This window comes from Bacteroides sp. D20, assembly GCF_003436255.1.
GTDB lineage: Bacteria > Bacteroidota > Bacteroidia > Bacteroidales > Bacteroidaceae > Bacteroides > Bacteroides uniformis.
Genome location: NZ_QSOO01000025.1, coordinates 1 through 21,414 on the forward strand (window position 1 = coordinate 1; position 21,414 = coordinate 21,414).

Annotated in this window: 18 protein-coding genes; 7 read left to right on the forward strand and 11 right to left on the reverse strand. The window is 46.4% G+C overall.

The window, feature by feature from the left end; all coding sequences use genetic code 11:
- The 3 genes from DXD78_RS19160 to DXD78_RS19170 all read left to right on the forward strand — a co-directional run.
- Positions 1-198 (forward strand): 4Fe-4S binding protein (locus DXD78_RS19160; RefSeq protein ID WP_117652914.1); only part of this gene is annotated, 198 nt, incomplete at its 5' end.
- A 21-nt stretch (positions 199-219) separates the two neighbouring features.
- The gene (locus tag DXD78_RS19165; RefSeq protein WP_009038429.1) at positions 220-1,620 is read left to right on the forward strand and encodes an aldo/keto reductase; all 1,401 of its coding nucleotides are present in this window, start codon (positions 220-222) and stop codon (positions 1,618-1,620) included.
- Position 1,621: 1 nt separating this feature from the next.
- The gene (locus tag DXD78_RS19170) at positions 1,622-2,038 is read left to right on the forward strand and encodes a DUF1893 domain-containing protein (protein ID WP_005825513.1); all 417 of its coding nucleotides are present in this window, start codon (positions 1,622-1,624) and stop codon (positions 2,036-2,038) included.
- A 24-nt stretch (positions 2,039-2,062) separates the two neighbouring features.
- Here DXD78_RS19170 and DXD78_RS19175 read toward each other — a convergent pair whose 3' ends face one another.
- A complete protein-coding gene (locus DXD78_RS19175; RefSeq protein WP_009038430.1) occupies positions 2,063-3,763 on the reverse strand; it encodes a sulfatase-like hydrolase/transferase in 1,701 nt (566 codons plus the stop codon).
- The gene (locus DXD78_RS19180; protein WP_009038431.1) at positions 3,750-4,943 is read right to left on the reverse strand and encodes a BamA/TamA family outer membrane protein; all 1,194 of its coding nucleotides are present in this window, start codon (positions 4,941-4,943) and stop codon (positions 3,750-3,752) included. Before DXD78_RS19180 ends, DXD78_RS19175 begins: the two co-directional genes overlap by 14 nt.
- A 208-nt stretch (positions 4,944-5,151) precedes the next feature.
- Here DXD78_RS19180 and DXD78_RS19185 point away from each other — a divergent pair, with 208 nt between their 5' ends.
- The 3 genes from DXD78_RS19185 to DXD78_RS19195 all read left to right on the forward strand — a co-directional run bounded on the left by DXD78_RS19185 (position 5,152) and on the right by DXD78_RS19195 (position 7,625).
- Positions 5,152-6,438 carry an NAD(P)/FAD-dependent oxidoreductase gene (locus DXD78_RS19185; RefSeq protein WP_005825516.1) on the forward strand — a complete coding sequence of 429 codons (1,287 nt, stop codon included), beginning with the start codon at positions 5,152-5,154 and terminating at the stop codon, positions 6,436-6,438.
- A 56-nt stretch (positions 6,439-6,494) separates the two neighbouring features.
- The gene (locus tag DXD78_RS19190; RefSeq protein WP_009038432.1) at positions 6,495-6,932 is read left to right on the forward strand and encodes a DoxX family protein; all 438 of its coding nucleotides are present in this window, start codon (positions 6,495-6,497) and stop codon (positions 6,930-6,932) included.
- A gap of 138 nt (positions 6,933-7,070) precedes the next feature.
- The gene (locus DXD78_RS19195; RefSeq protein ID WP_005837119.1) at positions 7,071-7,625 is read left to right on the forward strand and encodes a DUF3332 domain-containing protein; all 555 of its coding nucleotides are present in this window, start codon (positions 7,071-7,073) and stop codon (positions 7,623-7,625) included.
- A gap of 83 nt (positions 7,626-7,708) precedes the next feature.
- Here the strand turns inward: DXD78_RS19195 and DXD78_RS19200 are convergent, their stop codons facing one another.
- Complete coding sequence (locus tag DXD78_RS19200) at positions 7,709-10,018, reverse strand: BamA/TamA family outer membrane protein (protein ID WP_005837118.1); 2,310 nt, start codon at positions 10,016-10,018, stop codon at positions 7,709-7,711.
- A 143-nt stretch (positions 10,019-10,161) separates the two neighbouring features.
- Between DXD78_RS19200 and DXD78_RS19205 the strand changes: the two genes are divergently transcribed.
- Positions 10,162-10,923 carry an RNA methyltransferase gene (locus DXD78_RS19205; protein ID WP_008664596.1) on the forward strand — a complete coding sequence of 254 codons (762 nt, stop codon included), beginning with the start codon at positions 10,162-10,164 and terminating at the stop codon, positions 10,921-10,923.
- Here the strand turns inward: DXD78_RS19205 and DXD78_RS19210 are convergent.
- The 8 genes from DXD78_RS19210 to xylE all read right to left on the reverse strand — a co-directional run bounded on the left by DXD78_RS19210 (position 10,871) and on the right by xylE (position 21,392).
- Positions 10,871-11,206 (reverse strand): hypothetical protein, encoded by a 336-nt coding sequence (locus tag DXD78_RS19210; protein ID WP_005837115.1) that lies wholly within the window; start codon positions 11,204-11,206, stop codon positions 10,871-10,873. The genes DXD78_RS19205 and DXD78_RS19210 overlap by 53 nt on opposite strands.
- Positions 11,203-12,129, reverse strand: a complete 927-nt coding sequence (locus DXD78_RS19215; protein ID WP_005825524.1) for a DUF4296 domain-containing protein — start codon at positions 12,127-12,129, stop codon at positions 11,203-11,205. The genes DXD78_RS19210 and DXD78_RS19215 overlap by 4 nt, the downstream gene beginning before the upstream one ends.
- Complete coding sequence (locus tag DXD78_RS19220; protein ID WP_005825525.1) at positions 12,126-12,758, reverse strand: lipoprotein signal peptidase; 633 nt, start codon at positions 12,756-12,758, stop codon at positions 12,126-12,128. The genes DXD78_RS19215 and DXD78_RS19220 overlap by 4 nt, the downstream gene beginning before the upstream one ends.
- Positions 12,759-12,760: 2 nt before the next feature.
- Positions 12,761-13,141 (reverse strand): TraR/DksA C4-type zinc finger protein, encoded by a 381-nt coding sequence (locus tag DXD78_RS19225; protein ID WP_004290962.1) that lies wholly within the window; start codon positions 13,139-13,141, stop codon positions 12,761-12,763.
- A gap of 33 nt (positions 13,142-13,174) precedes the next feature.
- The gene (ileS, locus tag DXD78_RS19230) at positions 13,175-16,663 is read right to left on the reverse strand and encodes an isoleucine--tRNA ligase (protein ID WP_009038433.1); all 3,489 of its coding nucleotides are present in this window, start codon (positions 16,661-16,663) and stop codon (positions 13,175-13,177) included.
- 492 nt (positions 16,664-17,155) lie between these two features.
- Complete coding sequence (locus tag DXD78_RS19235; RefSeq protein WP_005825533.1) at positions 17,156-17,962, reverse strand: hypothetical protein; 807 nt, start codon at positions 17,960-17,962, stop codon at positions 17,156-17,158.
- 217 nt (positions 17,963-18,179) lie between these two features.
- Entirely contained in the window at positions 18,180-19,712 is a 1,533-nt protein-coding gene (locus tag DXD78_RS19240; protein ID WP_005825535.1) for a carbon-nitrogen hydrolase family protein, read from the reverse strand.
- Between the two features lie 192 nt (positions 19,713-19,904).
- Entirely contained in the window at positions 19,905-21,392 is a 1,488-nt protein-coding gene (xylE, locus tag DXD78_RS19245; protein ID WP_005825537.1) for a D-xylose transporter XylE, read from the reverse strand.
- Positions 21,393-21,414: the final 22 nt, after the last annotated feature.

Consider the following 21,414-nt stretch of genomic DNA (forward strand, 5'->3'; position numbering starts at 1 on the left):
TGTGGCAACTGTGCACGCCATTGTCCGACGGGAGCCATACAAATGGTGCCGAGTATACCTGAAGACAAGGATTCTCCAAAGATTCCGGTAATCAATGTAGAGCGTTGTATCGGCTGCGGGGCATGTGAGAATCTTTGTCCGGCCCGTCCGTTCAGTGCCATCTATGTGGAAGGACATGAAAGACATCGAATTATATAACAAAGTAGAATTTCTATAAGTATGGAAGAACATCATAAAAACAATATGAACCGTCGTGATTTCTTGAAGATAGTGGGAATTACAACCGCCACATCTACTGCTGCCCTCTATGGATGTGGTTCTAAGGAAGGAAGCAGTGAAGGCAGTAAAGTATTGGGCCCCATTCCGACGGATAAAATGACCTATCGTAGTTTTCCTGGTTTGGGGAGTGACAAAGTTTCTATTTTAGGATACGGCTGTATGCGCTGGCCTACCGTTCCTGCTCCGGATGGAAAAGGGGAAATGATAGACCAGGATGCTGTAAACGAACTGGTGGATTATGCCATTGCCCATGGCGTGAATTATTTCGATACGTCTCCGATGTATGTACAAGGATGGAGTGAGAAGTCTACGGGAATAGCTCTGAAACGCCATCCACGCGAATCGTTCTATCTTGCCACCAAACTATCCAATTTTCATCCTGATACCTGGACTCGCGAGGGTTCCATCGCCATGTACCGTAAGTCGTTCGAGGATATGCAGGTGGACTATATAGACTACTATCTGCTACACATGATTGGTGGCGGTGGCATGGAGCAATTCCGCAAACGCTACATAGACAACGGTATGATTGATTTTCTTGTCAAGGAGCGTGAAGCAGGACGCATCCGCCGTTTGGGATGGTCGTTCCACGGAGATATCGAAGTCTATGACTATGCCTTGCAGATGCATGACCGTGGTGAAGTTCATTGGGACTTTGTACAAATACAGTTGAATTATGTGGACTGGAAACATGCTTCGGGCAGCAACTTCAAGGCAGAGTATCTGTATGACGAGCTGGCCAAGCGTAAGATCCCTGCTGTCATTATGGAGCCTCTGCTGGGTGGGCGGCTCTCCAATGTCCCCGACCATATTGTGGCACGGCTGAAGCAGCGCGAACCCGAACGCAGTGTGGCGTCTTGGGCATTCCGTTATGCCGGTTCTCCCCAGGATGTACTGACAGTGCTGAGCGGCATGACTTATATGGAACATTTGCAGGATAACATCCGTACTTACTCTCCATTGGTACCACTCACGGAAGAGGAAACTCAGTATCTGTATGATACGGCAGATTTGATGATGGAGTACCCCACCATACCTTGCAACGACTGCAAGTACTGCATGCCTTGCCCGTATGGAATTGACATTCCTGCCATATTGATACATTACAATAAATGTGTCAATGAAGGAAATGTGCCGGAAAGCAGCCAGGATGAGAATTATCGGAAAGCACGCCGTGCTTTTCTCGTAGGATATGACCGAAGTGTACCCAAACTGAGGCAGGCCGACCATTGTACCGGGTGCAACCAGTGTTCTCCGCATTGCCCGCAAACGATTGATATTCCCAAAGAACTGCATCGTATTGACAAATTTGTAGAACAGTTGAAACAAGAGACTTTATAAAATGGAGAGTATCATTGACATACTGCACAAGGGAGGATACTCTTGTGTTATGAAGAACCGGGAGGAAGTCCGTACTTTCACCCAACGGGGAGTAGCGGATTTGTATGATTTGTACCAGGCAGATTCTGCATTTATGAAGGGGGCTGCCATTGCCGATAAGGTTATAGGGAAAGGTGCCGCTGCTTTGATGGTACTGGGAGGCTTTAAAACGGTCTATGCCGATATAATCAGCACTCCTGCGCTGGCATTGCTGTGCGAAGCAGGAATTGAAACGACTTTTGCCCAAGAGGTTCCCCATATCATTAACCGTGACAAGACCGGCTGGTGCCCGTTGGAGACGGCTTGCATGGAGCTGAATACGGTAGAGGAGATGTATCCGGTGATTCAGAATTTTATATCAAGAATCAGGGCAAAATAGCAACAGCCTGCTCTCTTTCCCTGATTACCTGATGCCTTTCTCTTCCAGCATCTTGAAGTCTTCCTTGAGCATACCGACATCATCCAGTGTGCGGGCTTCATTGTGGTCGTTCAGATAGACTCTGGGTCTTTCGATAAACAGAGCGCTGGTGACAGATAAAGAGTCATTCCGGTATGGGGTCTCCACTCCACCTATTTCCAGCATTGTCTGGAAGAATGAGGCACTGGAAGATACATTCTTCTGCCTATTGGCTTGTGCGGCCTCCAATAACGATGGGTATCTCTGCCGGTAGTTGTCGGACATCCAAATAAAGAATGGCACATGTATCTGATAATAGGAAGGTACCGGTGAAGCATGCAGAAAGAGATGCCGGTTGTCATCGAAAATATCTTCTCCATGGTCTGAAGTGTATATCAGGGCAGAATTGACATGTTGTTCTCGAAGCATATCTATCAGACGAACCAGAAAATTATCCGTGTAGCGGATAGAATTGTCATAGGCATTAATCAGGTTGTCTTTGTATTTCACTTCCGCATCAACGGGCATGTCCGGCAGGAAGAAAGCCTGCTCTGCCGGATAGCGCTCTTTATAATTAAAATGAGAACCGTAAGTGTGGAGAACTATAAATTGCCTGGAAACTCCTTTGCCCAGTTCTTTTGCTACCAGTTTCAACAGTTCGTTATCAGAGGGGTTGTAATTGGAATCCCCCACATCTTCTTTAATGAAATCATACGTGTCGGCTTCTTTGCCGAAGAAGTCTATAAATGAGTGGTTATAGCGCTGGTTCGAGAAAAAGGCGGTCTGGTAACCGGCTTCCTTGAATGCTGTGATAATCCCTTTTTGATAATAGATGGAATCAAAACTGGAAGCACTGACCGGTGACAGCAACATCGGAACACTCTTGTGGGTAGTGTTTGATTCTGTCAGCACATGGCTGAAAGCTGTCAGTCCGCCAATGCCCGACAGTCCCGGGTTAGTCTCCCGTTCGTAGCCGTACAAAGCCCAGTTGCATGCCCGTGAGGTTTCTCCCACCACCATTACATATACTTCCCTTTCATCAGCCTGATGAGTACTTCTAGCATGAAAGGTAAAATCTTTAGAGGTCTTGTGATAATTCCGCGTCTGGGCCGTCCGTTGAAAAGCAAGTGCTATGTTGTAGCATACGTTGGCAGGATACAGTTCGGATTTCGGCTCATACCGGTTATCTGTCAAATAAGCAGTGCCTAAGGATAATATTCCGGCAGACAACACATACAGAGTGCGACGGCGAGCTTGCCGGATGAATGCTTCGGACAGTCTGCGTTTGTGTACAATGGATATGGTTGCCAGAATTAATGCAGGTATATAGAGCACTACCACAATAACGATGGCAGGTATCAGATTGTCCAGCAGTTCCAGCGCCTCGCTCGAATTGGTTGTCACCAGATTCAGAAACATATCCACTGCGATAATGGACTGACCGAAAAGATACAGCAATACAAGCTGGAAGGCTCCGAAGAAGATGAACGGAAATAGCAGCCAGAATGTCCTGCCACAGTTTCTCGACCAAGCCATTACAGCATAATATATAGAAAGGGGTAGCAGGATATTACATATCTTTGCCGTCCATGATATGGGTTCTGTAAAGCATAGCACTACATTGGGCACTATCAGAATGACCAGAAACAGATAGAACAAATGTTCCTGATTGTCGAACCATTTTTTTATGTCTCTAAAAAGCTTCATTGATATTGAATATAAATCCGGTCTGGTGTTTGCCAAAACCTAAATCCAAACGTACGTTTACTCTCTTTTTGAACTCCCAGCGGTAGCCGAAACCATAATTAGGAAGAATATGCCTGGCCTCCAATTCCGAGAAATTCGGGAATATGGTTCCCGCCCCTACCCATACGGCAACTCCATTTCGCTTCCATACATGTTGGCGTAGTTCCAGCTGGGCATCCATTGCACACTTGTCACGGTAGCGCCCCTCATAATAGCCACGCATAGAATAGGAACTTCCCAATGTTGCCATCAGTCCCCAGGGCGGATTTCCGTAGTTCAGCAGAGTATGGAACTGGCCTGCCAACACCCCACCCTTCCACACGGACTGGTAATAGCTGGTCGTCAGTTCCGTATTGCTGAATGCATATTTATTTCCCAAAAAGGCCGGACTGAAGCGCTGGTCTATCCGTAGGTAATATCCTTTATAGGCATTTGTCAGAAAATCGCGTGAATCATACAACAAGGAAAACCCCAAGCTCACGTTGGTGCTACGCGCTTTCATTCCTTTCCATAATTCCGGTTTTTCAAAGTCATGTCCATACACGTAATCAAATGTTGTCATCGGACCGATATAAAAGTTACGTGCCATCCGGAACATGAAGTCCACCTTAACCTGCGCCTGAAAGCGATCGTATTCACTCTCATTGTCATCATTGGCTCCATTGTCATATCCTTGTCCCCAGTAAAGGCTTGGGAAAGAATAGAAATACAGATTGTAGTTCAACCGGTATTTGTCTTGGGGAAACAGATGGTTTCCACGTACTCCCAGCAAATAGAATCCCACTGTGGAGACATCCCCATACAGAGAGACATTGGACGGAGGGAGAATACTATCGTTCCGGTCGGTACGGTAGAGTCCTGCCGCCACCAGTCCGATTCCAAATTTGGTGTCACTGGAATAATGAGGCCCGCCTATAATGCTGAAATCAAATTTCTTGTTTTTCTTTTCTTTGTTGGCATCGTTGAAGTAATTCAAAATTTTTCCGAAAAAACTGCGTTTCTTGGGAAGCGAGTCTATCGGATACGTAGAAATTGAGTCCACAGAGTTTTTTGCTTCTGCAAGGTGTGTTTGTGCATGAACAGCCGTTTCTGTAATCAGCATCAATATTGGTAATATCCATTTTGTCAATTTAGTGTCCATTTACTTGTAGAAAACTTCCGTGGCAAAGTTAGTTTTTATGTTCTTCATTACAACAATGTTACTGTTCTTTTTGTTTCCAATTTTTCTCTTTTAATGTTCATTTCTACATTGCATGTGGGGTTTACTCTTTTTAACTACATCATTTATAGAACTTTCCTCGATTTATACTGTTATTTTAATATTACAAAGAACAACATGATATTGAATTATGAAAACAGCAATGGACATTCCCGATAAAGAGGGACAGAAACGACTGGTAATCGTAGGCGGCGGCTTTGGCGGATTAAAGCTGGCACGAAAATTGAAAAGCAACAAGTTTCAGATAGTTTTACTGGATAAGAATAACCATCACATCTTCCAACCGTTACTCTATCAAGTGGCCACAGCAGGTATTGAACCGAGTGCCATATCATTCCCATACCGAAAAATCTTCAAAAAAAGAGAGCATTTCCATATACGTATTTGTGAAGCACAGCAAGTCTTCCCGGAACACAATCTGCTGGAGACTTCCATCGGCACGCTGGCATACGACTATTTGGTCATTGCCACCGGCTGCAACACAAATTATTTTGGAAACGACGGGCTGGAGAAACAGACCATGGCACTAAAGAATACTTCGGAAGCCTTGTTCAACCGAAACCAGATATTGGATAGTTTTGAACAAGCCCAGAACACCGGTAATAAAGAAGATCGCAGGCGTCTGATGACCTTTGCCATTGTAGGCGGTGGAGCTACGGGAATAGAGTTGGCTGGTGCTTTGGCCGAGATGAGGAAGTTTGTCCTTCCTCAAGACTATCCGGACTTGAATATCAATGAGATGCGTATCATCTTGTTGGATGGCTCTTCCCGGCTCTTGTCTGCTTTTTCAGAAGAGTCTTCCAAAGAAGTGGCCGATTATCTGAAGAAGCGTGATGTGGAAATCAAATTGAACCAACGGGTGATGGGATACGAGAATTATCAATTGGCATTGAATGACGGGACTGCCATCGATACCAAAAATGTATTCTGGGTGGCCGGTGTCAAGGCAAACAGCCTTCAAGGATTGCCTGCCGATGCCTATGGACCGGGAAACCGCTTGAAGGTGGACACTTATAACCGTCTTTCTCAATATCCCAATATTTTCGCTATCGGGGATACGGCCCTTATGATTTCTGAGGAGTATCCCAAAGGACACCCGCAAGTGGTGCAACCAGCCATCCAGCAGGCCCGCAACTTGATAAGGAACTTGCAGCGTGCAGAAACAGGCCTGCCGTTACAGCCGTTTATATATCAAAACAAAGGCTCCATGGCGACCATTGGCCGCAATCATGCCGTAGTCGAGCTTAAGAAACTGCGTTTTGGCGGTTTTCCGGCATGGGCTGTGTGGCTATTCATCCATTTGATGAGTATTGTGGGTGTAAAGAACCGTCTTTTCATCTTCGTAGACTGGATGTGGAGTTACTTTACCTATGACCCGTCTTTACGGATTATCATCAAACCCTTGAAGCGGGAGTAAACTTTTATTGAGTAATATTTGTTATAGTTCATATACGAACTTAAAAACGAATGAATATGTTAAAACAACTTTTATTTCCCGCCAAACCGGACGGAACGGCAACATCTGCTATGCTATTGATTGCAAGAATTGTATTCGGTATATTATTAATGAACCACGGTATCCAGAAGTGGACTAACTTTCAAGAGCTGTCGGCCGTTTTCCCTGACCCGCTGGGTGTAGGCAGTCCGCTGTCTTTAGGACTGGCTATCTTTGGTGAATTGGCATGTTCCATGGCATTCATTATAGGTTTTCTCTATCGTTTGGCTATGATACCAATGGTGTTTACAATGGCTGTTGCCTTTTTTGTAATTCATGGTAATGACCCGTTTGCCACGAAAGAGTTGGCTTTTGTATATCTGGTAGTGTTCATATTGATGTATATCATAGGTCCGGGCAAGTTTGCCGTTGACCGCTGGATAAGAAAAGCTCTTTTCCAAAAGGCTCGTAAATAGACACTTCCGTTTTACTGAAAACAGATTTTAAGCTCAAATAGGATGTATTTTCGTAAAAAATCCTATATTTGCGGATGCTTAAAATAACTCGATGAGCTATAAAGCTAATTAAACACAGTAAAATAAAAAAGAGTGATTATGAAAAAGTTCAATTTGAAGATGGCTGCGACCGTAATGATTTGCGGCTCGTTTCTTTTCAGTTCTTGTATCGGTTCTTTTGGACTGCATAGTAAACTGGTCAGCTGGAATCAAGGTATTGGTACCAAGTTTGTAAACGAACTGGTTTATCTGGCATTCAATATTATCCCGGTATATGGCGTTTGCTATCTGGCCGATGCATTGGTCATCAACTCCATCGAATTCTGGAGTGGTTCAAACCCTATGGCCAGCATTGGTGATGTAAAGAAAGTGAAAGGCGAAAACGGTGACTACCTGGTAGAGACACTTGAAAACGGCTATTCTATCACCAAAGAAGGTGAGACTGCTTCTATGGAACTCATTTACAACAAAGAGTTGAATACTTGGAATGTTGTTGCCGATGGTGTCAGCACAGAATTGCTGCAAATGAACAATGACGGCACTGCACAAATGACCCTTCCGAACGGTGAGGAAATGACAGTGACGCTGGATGCCCAAGGTGTGGCAGCAGCACGTCAGGCGACGATGATTGGCACGTACTACGCTTTTAATTAATGGAAAATGGAAAATTGAAAATGGAAAGTGGCTGGTACATAGATGCCCAATAAGCATTTCTCACTTTCCATTTTCAACTTTCATTAGAACGGATATCCCACAGCAAAGTGGAAAGCAAAATCGCGGCTGAATTTAGGATGAATAATGGGATAACGGTCTTTTTTCTTTTCATAAGCCGGATTGATGGCCTTCATACCTCCGTCGAAACGCAATACAAAGAAATCCAGGTCAAGACGCAATCCCAAACCATATGCCACGGCAATCTGCTTATAGAACTTGTCAAATTTAAACTGACCTCCCGGCTGGTCTTTATAATCCCGTATTGTCCAGATATTCCCGGCATCTACAAAGAGGGCTCCTCTGAATTTCCAGAACAACCGTGTGCGGTATTCAATGCTGGCATCCAGCTTGATGTCTCCCGACTGGTTCATGAAGTTATTATCGCCGGGGAAAGAACCGGGCCCCAAATCACGTACAGACCATCCGCGCACACTGTTGGCGCCGCCGGAGAAGTAGCGCTTCTCAAATGGAAGCATTGTTGCATTGCCGTATGGAATGGCAATACCGGCACCAAAATGAAATGCCAATGAATTGCGGTTGTCAATGACCAGATTCTTGGCAAAGTCAAAATCGCCTTTCAGGTATTGGGCAAAAGGAATGTTCAACAAAGTGTATTCCCCCGATGCATTCTTTTTCATTCCTCCGAGCTTTGCCACAGCATACAACAAGTTACCCGCCGATTCAAAATTGAGGCGGATGGTATAGGAATTTCCGATACCGGAGTTATTCATCAATGCTCTTCCGGCACTGTTGTAGATATAGCTATAGCCGGTGCGGACAATAAAGCGGTCTTCATAATTGTATTTGAGGATGTAGTTCTCGTCTTTCTCCAGATAATCCTCTTTGAATGTCTGGTCTATGCTGGGCATATACAGATAGTTGATGTCCAGCAAATCAATGCGATGCTGCGAACGCTGTTGTTGTACCCCCCATTTGTAGCTCCATCCGGCAGATGCTACAATGCGCGTGAATTCGGGTCTCATCTGGTAGTTATATTGCAATCCGAATTCTGTAGTAGCCCTTATCCTCCGCTTGAAATCGCTGGATACAAAGGGAAACATAAACCGTGGGAAGTTGATGGTTGCTTCCGCACCTAATTCTATGTAGTCTTGATTCAAGGAGCTCTGCAAACCGGACACAGCCTCGTATGCCCCACGTAGCTTGAACATGAATGTTTCGGAACCTTTGAACATGTTGCGGTGCTGAAAAGCCACCGAAGCGGCAGCTCCCAAATCGCCGGCAGAGTTTGTGCCTTCCACCTCAAAAGATACGGACTGATGCTTGCCTCTGGTCAGCATCACATAGGCGTTGAGCTTTGCACTGTCACTCTGTTGCACTTCAAAAAAACGGATATTGGTATATTTCAGGGCTTGCAGGCGTCCGTAGTTGGAGTAGGTACGCTGCACGTTCTGCTCGTTATAGAGAGTTCCCGGAGTGATGCGCAGATTGTTGGTCAGCACTTTGGGGCGCAGATAAAGCTTGTCTTTGTAGTAGATGGGAAAGCCTTTGTAATGCAATGAATCATTCACCTCGATGCTGTTCTGGGTGGATGCCTGCAACACATTATAATCGGTAATGAAACTCACTTTATTGATAGTGTATTGCCGGTGATTCTGCGGCGTATCCTCGTTATGCTGTCTGTATGGAGCCAAATGCAGTGTCAAATCTACCAGATAAGAATTACGGACAGTATCCGCAGTATAGGATATGTACTCTTTATTGAACTTGTAATATCCATTCTGAAGCAGTTTGTTTGTGATGCGCTGGCGTTCTGCATCCAGTACATTGACATCAAAATACATGCCTTCGGATAATAAGGTTACTGCGGAATCCTGCCGCATGTATTCCTTTATTTTACTGTCCTGGATATCATATTTCAAGGTACGAACTTTATAGGGCTTGCCGGTTGTCACTTTATAGACCAACTTCATCTTTTTCTTCTTGACTTGGCGTACCGGTTCCACCAGGGCGCCCATATAGCCCATATTCTGCACAGCCTTAGTGATTTCTTCCCTGGTCCGGTTGGTTTCCTCCTCACTGTATATGACCGGGGCATCACCTAATTTCCTCAATGTACGGTTTATCCAGCGTGTAGAGTCCCGTCCGGACCAGTTGTAGACATACAACTGGGTCTTTATCAGGCTGAACCACTTCGCATTGGGATTCTGGCGGATGTACATGGAGAGATTGGATGGTTTTACTTCCTTATTATCAGTATGTATGCGCACTTCATCCAGCAAATACGAGCCGTCCGGCACATATTTGGTAGAAGAACAGGAAGCCAACAAAAGTACGATAGTAGTAAGTATCGCGTAGCGGAAACCTTTATTCATACCGAGTCATTAATTGCGCATAAACAGCTACAAATATACTTGTATTTTTTTGTTCCCGAAATAAAAAACGCCGGAAGAGTGCAGAGTTTTTGATTATATTGAAATAATCACGTATTTTTGTCAAATGATAACATGTGTGTCCTATGGCATTAAGTAAAAATCGCATTAAATATATCCACTCGTTGGAGCAGAAAAAGAACCGGAAGGCCGACAAGGTATTTCTGGCAGAAGGACCTAAACTCGTAGGGGATTTGTTGGGACATTTTCCTTGTCAGTTCTTGCTGGCAACTTCAGAATGGCTTTCCCGGAACCGCCCTCTCTCCACCGTAACGGATGTCACGGAAGTATCGGAGGAGGAACTTTCGCGTGCCAGCCTGCTGAAAACTCCCCAACAAGTGCTGGCTGTGTTCCGGCAGCCGGATGAGGAGACGGATATTTCCGTCATCAGCCACTCCCTCTGTCTGGCTTTGGATGATGTGCAAGACCCCGGTAACCTGGGAACGATTGTCCGCCTTGCTGATTGGTTCGGGATAGAGCATATTTTCTGTTCGCCCAACACGGTGGATATCTATAATCCCAAAACTGTGCAGGCAACGATGGGAGGTATCGCACGCGTCAGACTGCATTATACTCCCCTACCCGAGTTCATCCGCTCACTGAAGGATATTCCCGTTTACGGCACTTTCCTGGACGGAGAGAATATGTACGGACAACCGCTTTCGAAAAATGGGCTGATTGTGATGGGTAATGAAGGAAATGGCATCGGAAAAGAAGTGGAGGCACTCATCAACCGCAAACTATACATACCGAATTATCCCGCCAGCCGTGAGACCTCGGAGTCATTGAACGTGGCTATTGCCACAGCAGTAGTTTGCGCTGAGTTCCGGCGCCAGGCTGCATTGTAGTAAAATCAAAAGGAAAAAACAACCAGGGAATCAAATAAGGCAATTCTTCCTCGATAACCGGAGGGATTGCCGTCAGTATATTGCAGCACGTATCAAAATGAGGATAGTCTGTTTCCACCTCCGTAAGCAAAGCTATGACTCCCGGTAGCCATTCCGTATTCTCCACCTCTTCTGTCAATGGGAAGATACGTGATACACATTGTCCTTCACCTATCTCCACCACATATTGTTTCAGATAGCCATGCCCGGGAAGAAACAGAAAATGGGAAGCGTAGCGTTTCATGCTTTCGGACGGGGACGTATGGTTCTGGGAGTCGTGGTATTTTCCTGCTCCTGAATTTCCAGAGGTTTCAATTTCTCAGGTTTTCCGATACTGTCTTTGCGAAGGGAGTCTGTCGCCTGCTGAAGGCTGTCCTTTGGGGCAATGACCAAGCTGTCCGTGGCGTGATAGCGCATCAGTGAGATACGGTCTGCCAGCAAAGGCTGTGGAGTCTCCTGCTGCGGATAATAGATGAACCCGCGTATTTCCTTGATTTCTCCTAAAGTATCGGCAAACAAGGTGAGCGTTTCCACACCTGTGTCTTGTACTTTCCGAATGGCACTGATGACACTGTCATTCTTTTCGTAAAGAATCTGCATCGCCATCAACGGAGCATGTATGCTGTCCGGTGCACCGTTGTGGAAACGGAAGCGCACGCTCCAGCGCAGCGTGTCACGGTCGTGGAAATTGGTGTCTGATGGCAACGTAAACGTTATCTTGTTGTCCAGGGGCATACCCGTCAACTGATAGATATGCTGCCATATCCACACGTCGATACTGTCTCCGGGAAGTGATTCTTTCGGCTTGTTGTCACGCAGGGCAATCAAGTGGTTGATACCGTCTCTCTCGGCTTTCAACCGTACATTCACTTTCTCGTAGATTTTGGTAAGTACTTCCGGGTTACGGGCAAACCAGACCATAGAAGAGTCAAAATCGGCCTGAGTAATGCCATATTTCTTGAAAACCGATTCAATGTATAGCACCCGCTTATAACTTTCGTTATACGGCACTTCTTCACCCATAGCTTTGGCTATGTGATAATCATAAAGCACGTTTTCCATCTTGGCATCCGGAAGGACGGTTTCAGGTCTTTTCACCTTACAAGCCGTCAGACTGAACACCAGAAGGACTACGCTACACCATTGAATTCGATTTATTCCTTTCATGATTTCTTTATGGCAGCATGATAGGCATCATTGAAGTCCTTGCCGTAGAACAACAGCAAAGCAATGATACCGCAACTGATTGCTGCATCCGCAAAATTGAATATCGGGCTGAAGAAAATGAAATGTTCTCCACCGACAAACGGCATCCATGCGGGCCAGTTTGTATCAATGATGGGGAAATAGAACATATCCACCACCTTGCCATGGAACCACGGGGCATATCCCCCTCCTTCAGGCATGAAGGAGGCTATCTGCGAATGGGTGCTTTCGTTGAACAGCACGCCATAGAACACACTGTCGACAATGTTTCCCAAGGCTCCCGTCAAGACCAAAGACACACAGATGATAAATCCGGTCTTCATGCCTTGCTTCACGAACTTGTACAGAAACCAGCCAATGACCGTGACTGCAGCAATGCGGAACAAGGTCAGGAACAGTTTGGCGAATATTTCCATACCGAAAGCCATACCACTATTCTCGGTAAAGTATATATAGAACCAATCCGTAATCCGGATACTCTCATGCCAGTACATGTGGGTCTTTATCCAAATCTTGATAATTTGGTCTATAACCAATACCGAAAATATGATAAGGCAGGCTATCCGGCCCTTCGTAAAGAATTTACCCATTTTTATTTCTTGCCGTTGTTTTTAGCTTCGATGCTCAAAGTGGCATGGGGCACTGCACGAAGGCGCTCTGCCGGTATCAGTTTGCCGGTTTCGCGGCAAATGCCATATGTTTTGTTCTCAATGCGCACCAAAGCAGCCTGCAATCCTTGGATGAACTTCAACTGGCGTTGGGCCAGACGTGTGGTTTCTTCCTTGGATAAGGTGTTGGCACCTTCTTCCAGTACTTTGTACGTAGGAGATGTATCGTCGGTGTCATTACCGTCTGCACCCGTCAGGCTGGCCTTTAACAGTTCATAGTCACGTTGTGCCAACTCTAACTTCTCCATAATGATAGCGCGGAATTCTTCCAATTCAGCATCTGAGTATCTAGTCTTTTCTGCCATAACTTTTACGTGTTAATCAGGGTTAGTATTTAATTATTCTTTCACAACGCTCACGTACAGCGAGAAATCGTCGAAGTTCAGTTCTGTACCATTTTCTACGTTGTCTGCCAGCGTCAGTGAAGTTCCTAAAACTTGGTTGCGAATATAGTCATTATATTCATTTACCGCATCATCTGTTTGAGGATTTTTTGATAATGTAATCTTTATTTTATCTGTTATCTCAAAACCGCTCGACTTGCGGATATTCTGAATGCGGTTTACCAGCTCGCGTGCAATACCCTCACGGCGCAGCTCTTCGGTAACGGTAACTTCCAGAGCCACGGTCAGTTTGCCCTCGTTGGCAACCAGCCATCCCGGAATATCCTCACTGAAGATTTCCACATCTGCCGTTTCAATCACGGCTTCTGCACCGTCCAGATTGAACGTATAAGAGCCTTTCTTCTCCAGCTCGGCAATGGCTTCCTGGGACATTTCCGCCACAGCAGCAGCCACGGCTTTCATCTGCTTACCGAATTTCGGTCCCAGCTTCTTGAAGTCGCATTTCACTTTCTTTACCAGTACACCGGCAGCACCGTCCACAAACTGGATTTCTTTCACATTCACCTCGTTCATGATAAGTGCTTTCACAGCCTCGATGTGTGCACGCTGTTCTTCATCCACTACCGGTATCATGATACACTGAAGCGGTTGGCGGACTTTGATGTTCACCTTGCGGCGCAGTGCCAATACCATGGAAGTGACGTCTTGTGCCATCTGCATGCGGACTTCCAATTCCTTGTCTATCATTTCCTCCTTATATTCGGGGAACTTGGCAAGGTGTACGGAAACCACATTGTCGCGTCCCGTAGCTGCAATCAGGTCGGAATAGAGCATATCAGCATAGAACGGAGCGATGGGTGCCATCAGCTTAGCCACGGTTTCGAGGCATGTATAGAGTGTCTGGAATGCAGAGAGCTTGTCCTGCGTCATACCACCGCCCCAGAAACGTTTGCGGTTCAGGCGGACATACCAGTTGGAGAGGTTGTCGTTCACGAATTCGGAAATGAGACGTCCTGCTTTCGTGGGCTCGTATTCATTGTAGCAGGTATCCACGTTCTTCACCAACGTATTCAGTACAGAGAGAATCCAACGGTCTATCTCAGGGCGTTCTGCCATGGGCACATCGGCTTCTTTGTAGTCAAATTCGTCTACATTGGCATAGAGGGCGAAGAATGAATAGGTGTTATAGAGTGTTCCGAAGAACTTGCGGCGCACCTCTTCCACGCCATCCACGTCGAACTTAAGATTGTCCCACGGAGAAGAGTTGGTGATCATGTACCAGCGCAACGGGTCGGACCCGTATTTCTCGATGGTCGAGAAGGGGTCTACGGCATTGCCCAGACGCTTGGACATCTTGTTACCATTTTTGTCGAGCACCAAGCCGTTGGAAATGACAGCCTTATAAGAAATACTGTCGAACACCATTGTAGCGATGGCGTGCAACGTGAAGAACCAACCGCGTGTCTGGTCCACCCCTTCGGCGATGAAATCGGCAGGATATACCTGGTGGCTATCCAGCAGTTCCTTATTCTCGAACGGATAGTGTATCTGTGCATAAGGCATGGCACCGGAATCGAACCAAACGTCAATCAAGTCCGTTTCGCGTTTCATCGGCTTGCCGTCTTTGGAAACAAGGATGACATCGTCCACGTAAGGACGGTGCAAGTCTATCTTGTCGTAATTCTCTTTGGTATATACACCCGGCTGGAAGCCCTTCTCCTTGTAAGGATTGGACTGCATCAAGCCGGCAGCTACGGATTTCTCTATTTCGTTGTAAAGTTCTTCTACAGACTCGATACACTTTTCCTCGCTATTGTCCTCTGTACGCCAGATGGGCAGCGGAGTACCCCAGTAGCGTGAACGGCTGAGGTTCCAGTCATTCAGGTTTTCCAGCCACTTGCCGAAACGTCCCGTACCGGTGCTTTCCGGCTTCCAGTTGATGGTCTTGTTCAACTCTATCATACGTTCTTTGCAAGCGGTGCTGCGGATAAACCAGCTATCCAGCGGATAGTACAATACGGGTTTGTCCGTACGCCAGCAGTGCGGATAATTGTGTACATGCTTTTCTATCTTGAATGCCTGGCGGGCGGCTTTCATCATCATGCAGAGTTCGATATCCAATGATTCGGCAGCTTGTGCAGCCTGCTCATCATACTTGCCGTCTACAGTGAATTGAGGGTCATAGGCATTCTTTACCCACTTGCCCTGATAGTCTTTGTAAAGGTCTGCATTGACACATGCCTTTACAAACTCCTCGTCCAGTTCGTCAATCAAGAAGAACTTACCGGTGAGGTCTACCATCGGGCGGGTCTCACCCTTCTTGTTTATCATGAACAAGGACGGTATACCTGCAGCGCGTGCCACAAAAGCATCGTCCGCACCAAAGGTCGGGGCAATGTGTACGATACCCGTACCGTCTTCAGTCGTCACATAGTCACCAGAAATTACACGGAAACCTCTGTCGCTGGGAGTCCAGCTACCGTCTTCGGCAACGTCTATCGGTTTCACCCAAGGGATGAGCTGTTCGTACTCCATACCTACCAAATCGGGGCCTTTGTACTCACCTACTATCTTGAAAGGTATCAGCTTATCACCCGGCTTATAATCCTCTAATGCAATGCCTTCCGCTTTTTTGTTGAAGTGAGTGTAGAGCAGTGCTTTTGCCAAGACAACAGTCATCTTCTCACCGCTATATCCGTTGTAAGTCTGTACGGCCACGTAGTCTATCTTGGGACCGACGCAGAGCGCAGTGTTGCTGGGCAACGTCCACGGAGTAGTGGTCCATGCCAGGAAGTAAGGAGTTCCCCACTCTGCCATTTCCGGTTTCGGATGCTTCATCTTGAACTGTGCCACCATGGTCGTGTCTTTTACGTCACGGTAACATCCGGGCTGGTTCAACTCGTGCGAGCTGAGTCCGGTTCCGGCAGCAGGAGAATAAGGTTGTATGGTATACCCTTTATAAAGGAGTCCTTTCTTATAGAGCTGTTTCAGCAGCCACCACAAGGTTTCGATGTAGCGGTTGTCGTAGGTGATATACGGGTCCGTCATGTCCACCCAGTAGCCCATCTTGTGCGTCAGGTCTTCCCATTCCTTGGTGAACTTCATGACGTCCTTGCGGCAGGCAGCATTGTATTCTGCTACGGAAATAGTCTTGCCAATATCCTCTTTCGTAATGCCGAGTGCTTTTTCCACACCCAGTTCCACGGGCAGTCCATGAGTATCCCATCCGGCCTTACGCTTTACTTGGAACCCCTTCATCGTTTTGTAACGGCAGAAAATGTCCTTAATGGAGCGAGCCATTACGTGGTGAATGCCCGGCATACCATTGGCCGAGGGAGGTCCTTCGAAAAATACGAAAGAAGGACAACCTTCACGTTCTGTCATACTCTTGGCGAAAACCTGGTTTTCGTCCCATTTCTTCAACACTTTTCCGTTCACTTCGGAAAGGTCGAGCTTCGAATATTCGGCAAACTTCTTACCCATCTTGATATTTACTATTTGACAATTTACAATTTACGATTGAAGATACTCTTGATAGGCATTTGGTACGTCAAAAGCTACCTTCTCCATTTTAAGGGTGCAAATTTACAAAAAACTTAAATACAAGAGACTTTTTAAGAACAAAAAAATATGCAGGTACGATTTTAAAAAATATTCGCTCACTCAACACTGTCCCTCTTTTCTCTTTTCCCGAATTAGTACATAGAAGTGCATCTGTAGATGTCGTTTGGGGCAATGCAGGGTTCCCTAAGCAAAAAACGACAAAAAACGCAGAATTTGCCAAAACCTACCCCCTGAAAACTACGTTGAAAACAACAAATGAGAGGGCTATTTTGCTGAGTTCAACAAATGGTATGTAGAATTCTGCGAATGCTATTGCCGCAATCAGCAATAAGCGTGCAGAGAACAGCATGGGAAAGAATAATAAAGTATTATATTAAAAGAAATAATAACAGCATCATCAGCGGATAGACTTCAACTGTTGCTGCTGTAACTATAATGCAAGGTGAAATAATTAAGGTAATGATTCACCACTCCGAAACAATCCGATGTCTCATCGAAAGAGAGAAAGTAATACATCAGGTTTTCGGGTTCTTTCTTTTGGGTCAGGATTTCGTCCACATAGGCAAGAAAGGCGTTTTTGATGCTGTTATCGTTGTAGTAGTCTGCCAACTTTGCCAGTTTACGTTCTATGGGTTTGTTATGCTGCAATTGCATGGCAGATTTCGAGCGTTCAGGCTTCACATCTCCGGTCAGTCCCCCATCATTATAGTATTGGCGGCGCTCGTCATAGACTTGGCTCAGCAGTTGATAGATTCGGGCGGCAGCCTCGTGATTTATGGCGGAGGCAGGCTTCAGTTGTTCTTCCTTGCTCTTCTTCTGCATAGTGGCGTGGTAGGCAAAGTAGAGGATGAAGTCACGGAAGAGCGTGGTTTGGGGCATGATGATTTCTACCAGGACATCCACGTCGGCAAGTACACTGAAGTCCACGGAGTAATAGCGGACACGTCCACGGGTGACGGAATTGACCTTTATGTCGGTTTTCAAGAAGCCCAAGGCCGAGAATTGCTTAATGATGACTTCCTGCCGGGTACGGCGGATACGGGTTTCTTCCTCTACACGCGCCTGGGAGTAATGGAAAGGCTTGTATTTAAAAGAAATCTGTTTTACTGTAAGCCAGTCGAACAGAATCAGCTCGTCGGGAGCCAGACGGTAGTTAAGTAATCGCAACACATTGATGCAGAGAGGTATTTCGGGAGCAGAGAGAGCTTTCTTGGCCATTGTTTCTGTTTTTTAGAATAAAAGTTTTGTAAAGATACGGATAAACTATGGAATTACCATCCGAAATGCCATACTTCATCGTCCCGGATGCCACACTTCAGCAGCTGAAATGCCACACTCCGTTGTCCGAAACCTATGGCATTCCGGACGATGAAGTGTAGCATTTCGGAGAATAAGGTGTGGCATTGGAGGCAACCGAGTGTGGCATTCGGGAAAGTCATCTTTTCATCTTCACCTCGTACAAATCGCCTCTCCGGTCTTTCAGGTTGCGTACACTGCCGTAGGTATGCAGTTCATTCAGCAAGTCCAGATCCACATCCGACACAAGAATCATTTCGGTATTCGGAGTGGCTTCCGCACGCTTGCCGTCTGTGGGGAAAGCGAAGTCGCAGGGAGTGAACACGCCGGACTGGGCATACTGGATGTCCATGTTGTGCACGCGGGGAAGATTGCCTACACTGCCGGCTATCACTACAAAGCACTCGTTTTCGATGGCACGAGCATGGGCGCACACCTTTACGCGGCTGTAAGCATTCTGCGTATCGGTAAGGAAAGGAACAAAGAGTATCTGCATGCCTTGGTCCGCCATGATGCGGCTCAGTTCGGGGAACTCTACATCGTAGCATATCAGCACGCCTATCTTAGCACAGTCCGTATCGAAAGTTTGGATGGACTTGCCTCCGCTCAGTCCCCAGGACTTTATCTCGTCGGGAGTGACATGTATCTTTTCGTACATTTCATAACTTCCGTCACGTCGGCAGAGGAATCCTACGTTGTATAGCAGCCCGTCTTCCTTGATAAGCGGCATACTGCCCGTAATAATGTTGATGTTATAGCTGATGGCGAGCTTGACGAAACGCTCCTTGATTTCCTCGGTATAGGCCGCCAGCCCGCGGATAGCCTGCGACTCGCCCTCGTTGTTGAATTTTGCCATCAACGGTGCGTTGAAGTATTCGGGAAAAAGGACAAAGTCACTCTTGTAGTCGCTCACGGCATCCACAAAAAATTCCACTTGCTCAAAAAGGTCATCCAGTGTCTTGTAGGTACGCATCTGCCATTGTACCAAGCCTACGCGGACAGTGGTTTTGGGGTTTACATAGTCTTGTGTGGGAGCCTGATAGTAGATATTGTCCCATTGCAGCAGGCAGGCGTAGTGCTTGGACTCCTCATCATTGGGAAGGTAGTTGCGCATCACCTTGCGCACGTGGAAGTCGTTAGAGAGCTGAAAGGTCAGCACCGGGTCGAAGATTTCCTTTTGCTTCACCTTATCTATGTACTCCTTGGGGCGGATTTGATCGGCATATTTGTAGTAGTTGGGGATACGTCCGCCAAACATGATTGCCTTCAGGTTCAATGTCTCGCAAAGTTCCTTGCGGTATTCATACATACGGCGTGCCAGACGCAGGCCACGGTATTGGGGATGGATAAAGACTTCGATGCCATAAAGTATGTTGCCTTTCGGATTGTGGGTGTTGAAAGTCTCCTTGCCCGTAACCTGGGCGTAAGTGTGGTCGTTCTTCACATCATCGTAGTTCACTATGATGGAAAGCGCACAGCCCACGATTTTCTCGTCAACCACCGTCACAATCTGCCCCTCGGGGAAGATGCGTATCAGTTTTTCTATTTGTTTGTGCGTCCAGAACACATCGCTTCCGTCTGAATAAACGCGCGTAAACGATTGTGCCAACTGGTCATAATCTTCAATCTGCAGATTGCGTATCTGCACCTTATTGATTTTCATTGAATCCATAACTTTCTTGCTATTCCTGATTAAAAACAGTGCAAAGGTACGGTTTATCCTTACATGTTATCTTCCCCTCCGAAGATTTTTCTTTCCCATCTTGAACGGATAAGGGAAAAGATACGGAATTGATAACAAAAAGAGGAGGCATTCATCAGGCCTCCTCTTTCCCGTTTTATATGGACAGTTTCAATGACGGTCTTATCTATTGTTTCTTCTATTCTTCCACAGCTTGGTCATGTCTTCCAGTGTCTTGCCTTTCGTTTCGGGAACAAGCTTCCAGACAAACAGAGCAGCCACCACACAGATGATTCCGTATAAGCCATAAGCAAACATGTGCCCGAACTTGTCTCCCATATCTCCCAAACTCATATTGTACATAGGTACGAAGGTGGAAGATACAATGAAATTGAATATCCATTGGAAGGCTACGGCAATGGCTACTGCAGCGCCACGGATGGTATTCGGGAAGATTTCAGCAATCAGTACCCAGCAGATGGGGCCCCAGCTGAACATGAACGAAGCACTGTAGACCATGATGCTGACAACAGCCAACATGGGAGGAAGCCCTGCCACAACGTTGCAAAGAGCTACTCCGAAAGCACCTATCGCCATGCCGATAGACCCCGAGATGAGCAGCGGTTTACGTCCCCATTTCTCGACTGTAAAGACAGCCAGCAACGTGAACAGAATATTGATGATACCCATGATGACGGTTTGAACCATCGGGTTGCCCATTCCCATCGTTTCGAAGATACGCGGTGCGAAATAGAGTACGGCGTTGATACCTACCGCTTGCTGGAATACACTCAGCATGATACCGATAAAGATAACCATCCAGCCATAAGTGAAAAGCTTTTCCGTCTTTTCCTCTGCCGTGGCTTTGATTTGAGACAGAATAACCTTTGCCTGAGCCAAGCCGTTGATACGGCTTAACACCTGGAGTGCCTTATCATCCTTGCCACTCATGGCAAGATAGCGTGGCGTTTCGGGAACAAACAGTACGAGCAACGCAAAGACTCCTGCAGGAACAGCCTCACTGACAAACATCAGACGCCATCCTATCTCTGTGGTCCATGCTGCCGCTTCGGGATTCAGAATCTGGTTGACTCCTTCAATGGCCTTTATCACCGGATTTGAATTCTCGCCCAGAATAAGGAAATTCACGAAGTAAACCACCAACTGGCCGAAGATAATGGCAAACTGATTCCATGATACCAGAGTCCCGCGAATGTTGCTCGGCGCAATTTCCGCAATATACATCGGGCAGATGGCCGATGCCAAACCTACGCCGATTCCTCCCAATACACGGTAGAAATTGAATGCCACGAGCAAGGAATAGGAAGGAACACCATAGTCGAAGAAAAGGAATTCCGGGTAGTAGGAGCCCAATGCCGACAGAAAGAACAAGACGCCGGCTATGAAAAGAGAATTCTTACGTCCCAGATTGGATGCGAAGAATCCCGAAAGAGCACTACCGATGATACATCCGATAAGTGCACTGGAAGAGGTAATGCCGTGAATCGTATCTGTGTAGACAAAATCGGAGGCACCCATAAAAAATGCCTGAAGCCCTTTATCGGCACCGGATATGACTGCTGTATCGTAGCCGAAAAGCAAGCCCCCGATGACGGCTACCAGCACAATAGAGAAGAGGTAGAGTTTACTGCCTTTTTCTGTATAATTCATGATATTAATGATTAATGGTTAA

Coding starts and splice junctions, on each gene's coding strand:
- DXD78_RS19235 (WP_005825533.1), bottom strand. CDS start 17,962: ATGGCCAAGAAAGCTCTCTCTGCTCCCGAAATACCTCTCTGCATCAAT.
- DXD78_RS19210 (WP_005837115.1), bottom strand. CDS start 11,206: ATGAAACGCTACGCTTCCCATTTTCTGTTTCTTCCCGGGCATGGCTAT.
- DXD78_RS19190 (WP_009038432.1), top strand. CDS start 6,495: ATGTTAAAACAACTTTTATTTCCCGCCAAACCGGACGGAACGGCAACA.
- ileS (WP_009038433.1), bottom strand. CDS start 16,663: ATGGGTAAGAAGTTTGCCGAATATTCGAAGCTCGACCTTTCCGAAGTG.
- DXD78_RS19165 (WP_009038429.1), top strand. CDS start 220: ATGGAAGAACATCATAAAAACAATATGAACCGTCGTGATTTCTTGAAG.
- DXD78_RS19195 (WP_005837119.1), top strand. CDS start 7,071: ATGAAAAAGTTCAATTTGAAGATGGCTGCGACCGTAATGATTTGCGGC.
- DXD78_RS19175 (WP_009038430.1), bottom strand. CDS start 3,763: ATGAAGCTTTTTAGAGACATAAAAAAATGGTTCGACAATCAGGAACAT.
- DXD78_RS19200 (WP_005837118.1), bottom strand. CDS start 10,018: ATGAATAAAGGTTTCCGCTACGCGATACTTACTACTATCGTACTTTTG.
- DXD78_RS19225 (WP_004290962.1), bottom strand. CDS start 13,141: ATGGCAGAAAAGACTAGATACTCAGATGCTGAATTGGAAGAATTCCGC.
- xylE (WP_005825537.1), bottom strand. CDS start 21,392: ATGAATTATACAGAAAAAGGCAGTAAACTCTACCTCTTCTCTATTGTG.
- DXD78_RS19180 (WP_009038431.1), bottom strand. CDS start 4,943: ATGGACACTAAATTGACAAAATGGATATTACCAATATTGATGCTGATT.
- DXD78_RS19240 (WP_005825535.1), bottom strand. CDS start 19,712: ATGGATTCAATGAAAATCAATAAGGTGCAGATACGCAATCTGCAGATT.
- DXD78_RS19215 (WP_005825524.1), bottom strand. CDS start 12,129: ATGAAAGGAATAAATCGAATTCAATGGTGTAGCGTAGTCCTTCTGGTG.
- DXD78_RS19220 (WP_005825525.1), bottom strand. CDS start 12,758: ATGGGTAAATTCTTTACGAAGGGCCGGATAGCCTGCCTTATCATATTT.
- DXD78_RS19170 (WP_005825513.1), top strand. CDS start 1,622: ATGGAGAGTATCATTGACATACTGCACAAGGGAGGATACTCTTGTGTT.
- DXD78_RS19185 (WP_005825516.1), top strand. CDS start 5,152: ATGAAAACAGCAATGGACATTCCCGATAAAGAGGGACAGAAACGACTG.
- DXD78_RS19205 (WP_008664596.1), top strand. CDS start 10,162: ATGGCATTAAGTAAAAATCGCATTAAATATATCCACTCGTTGGAGCAG.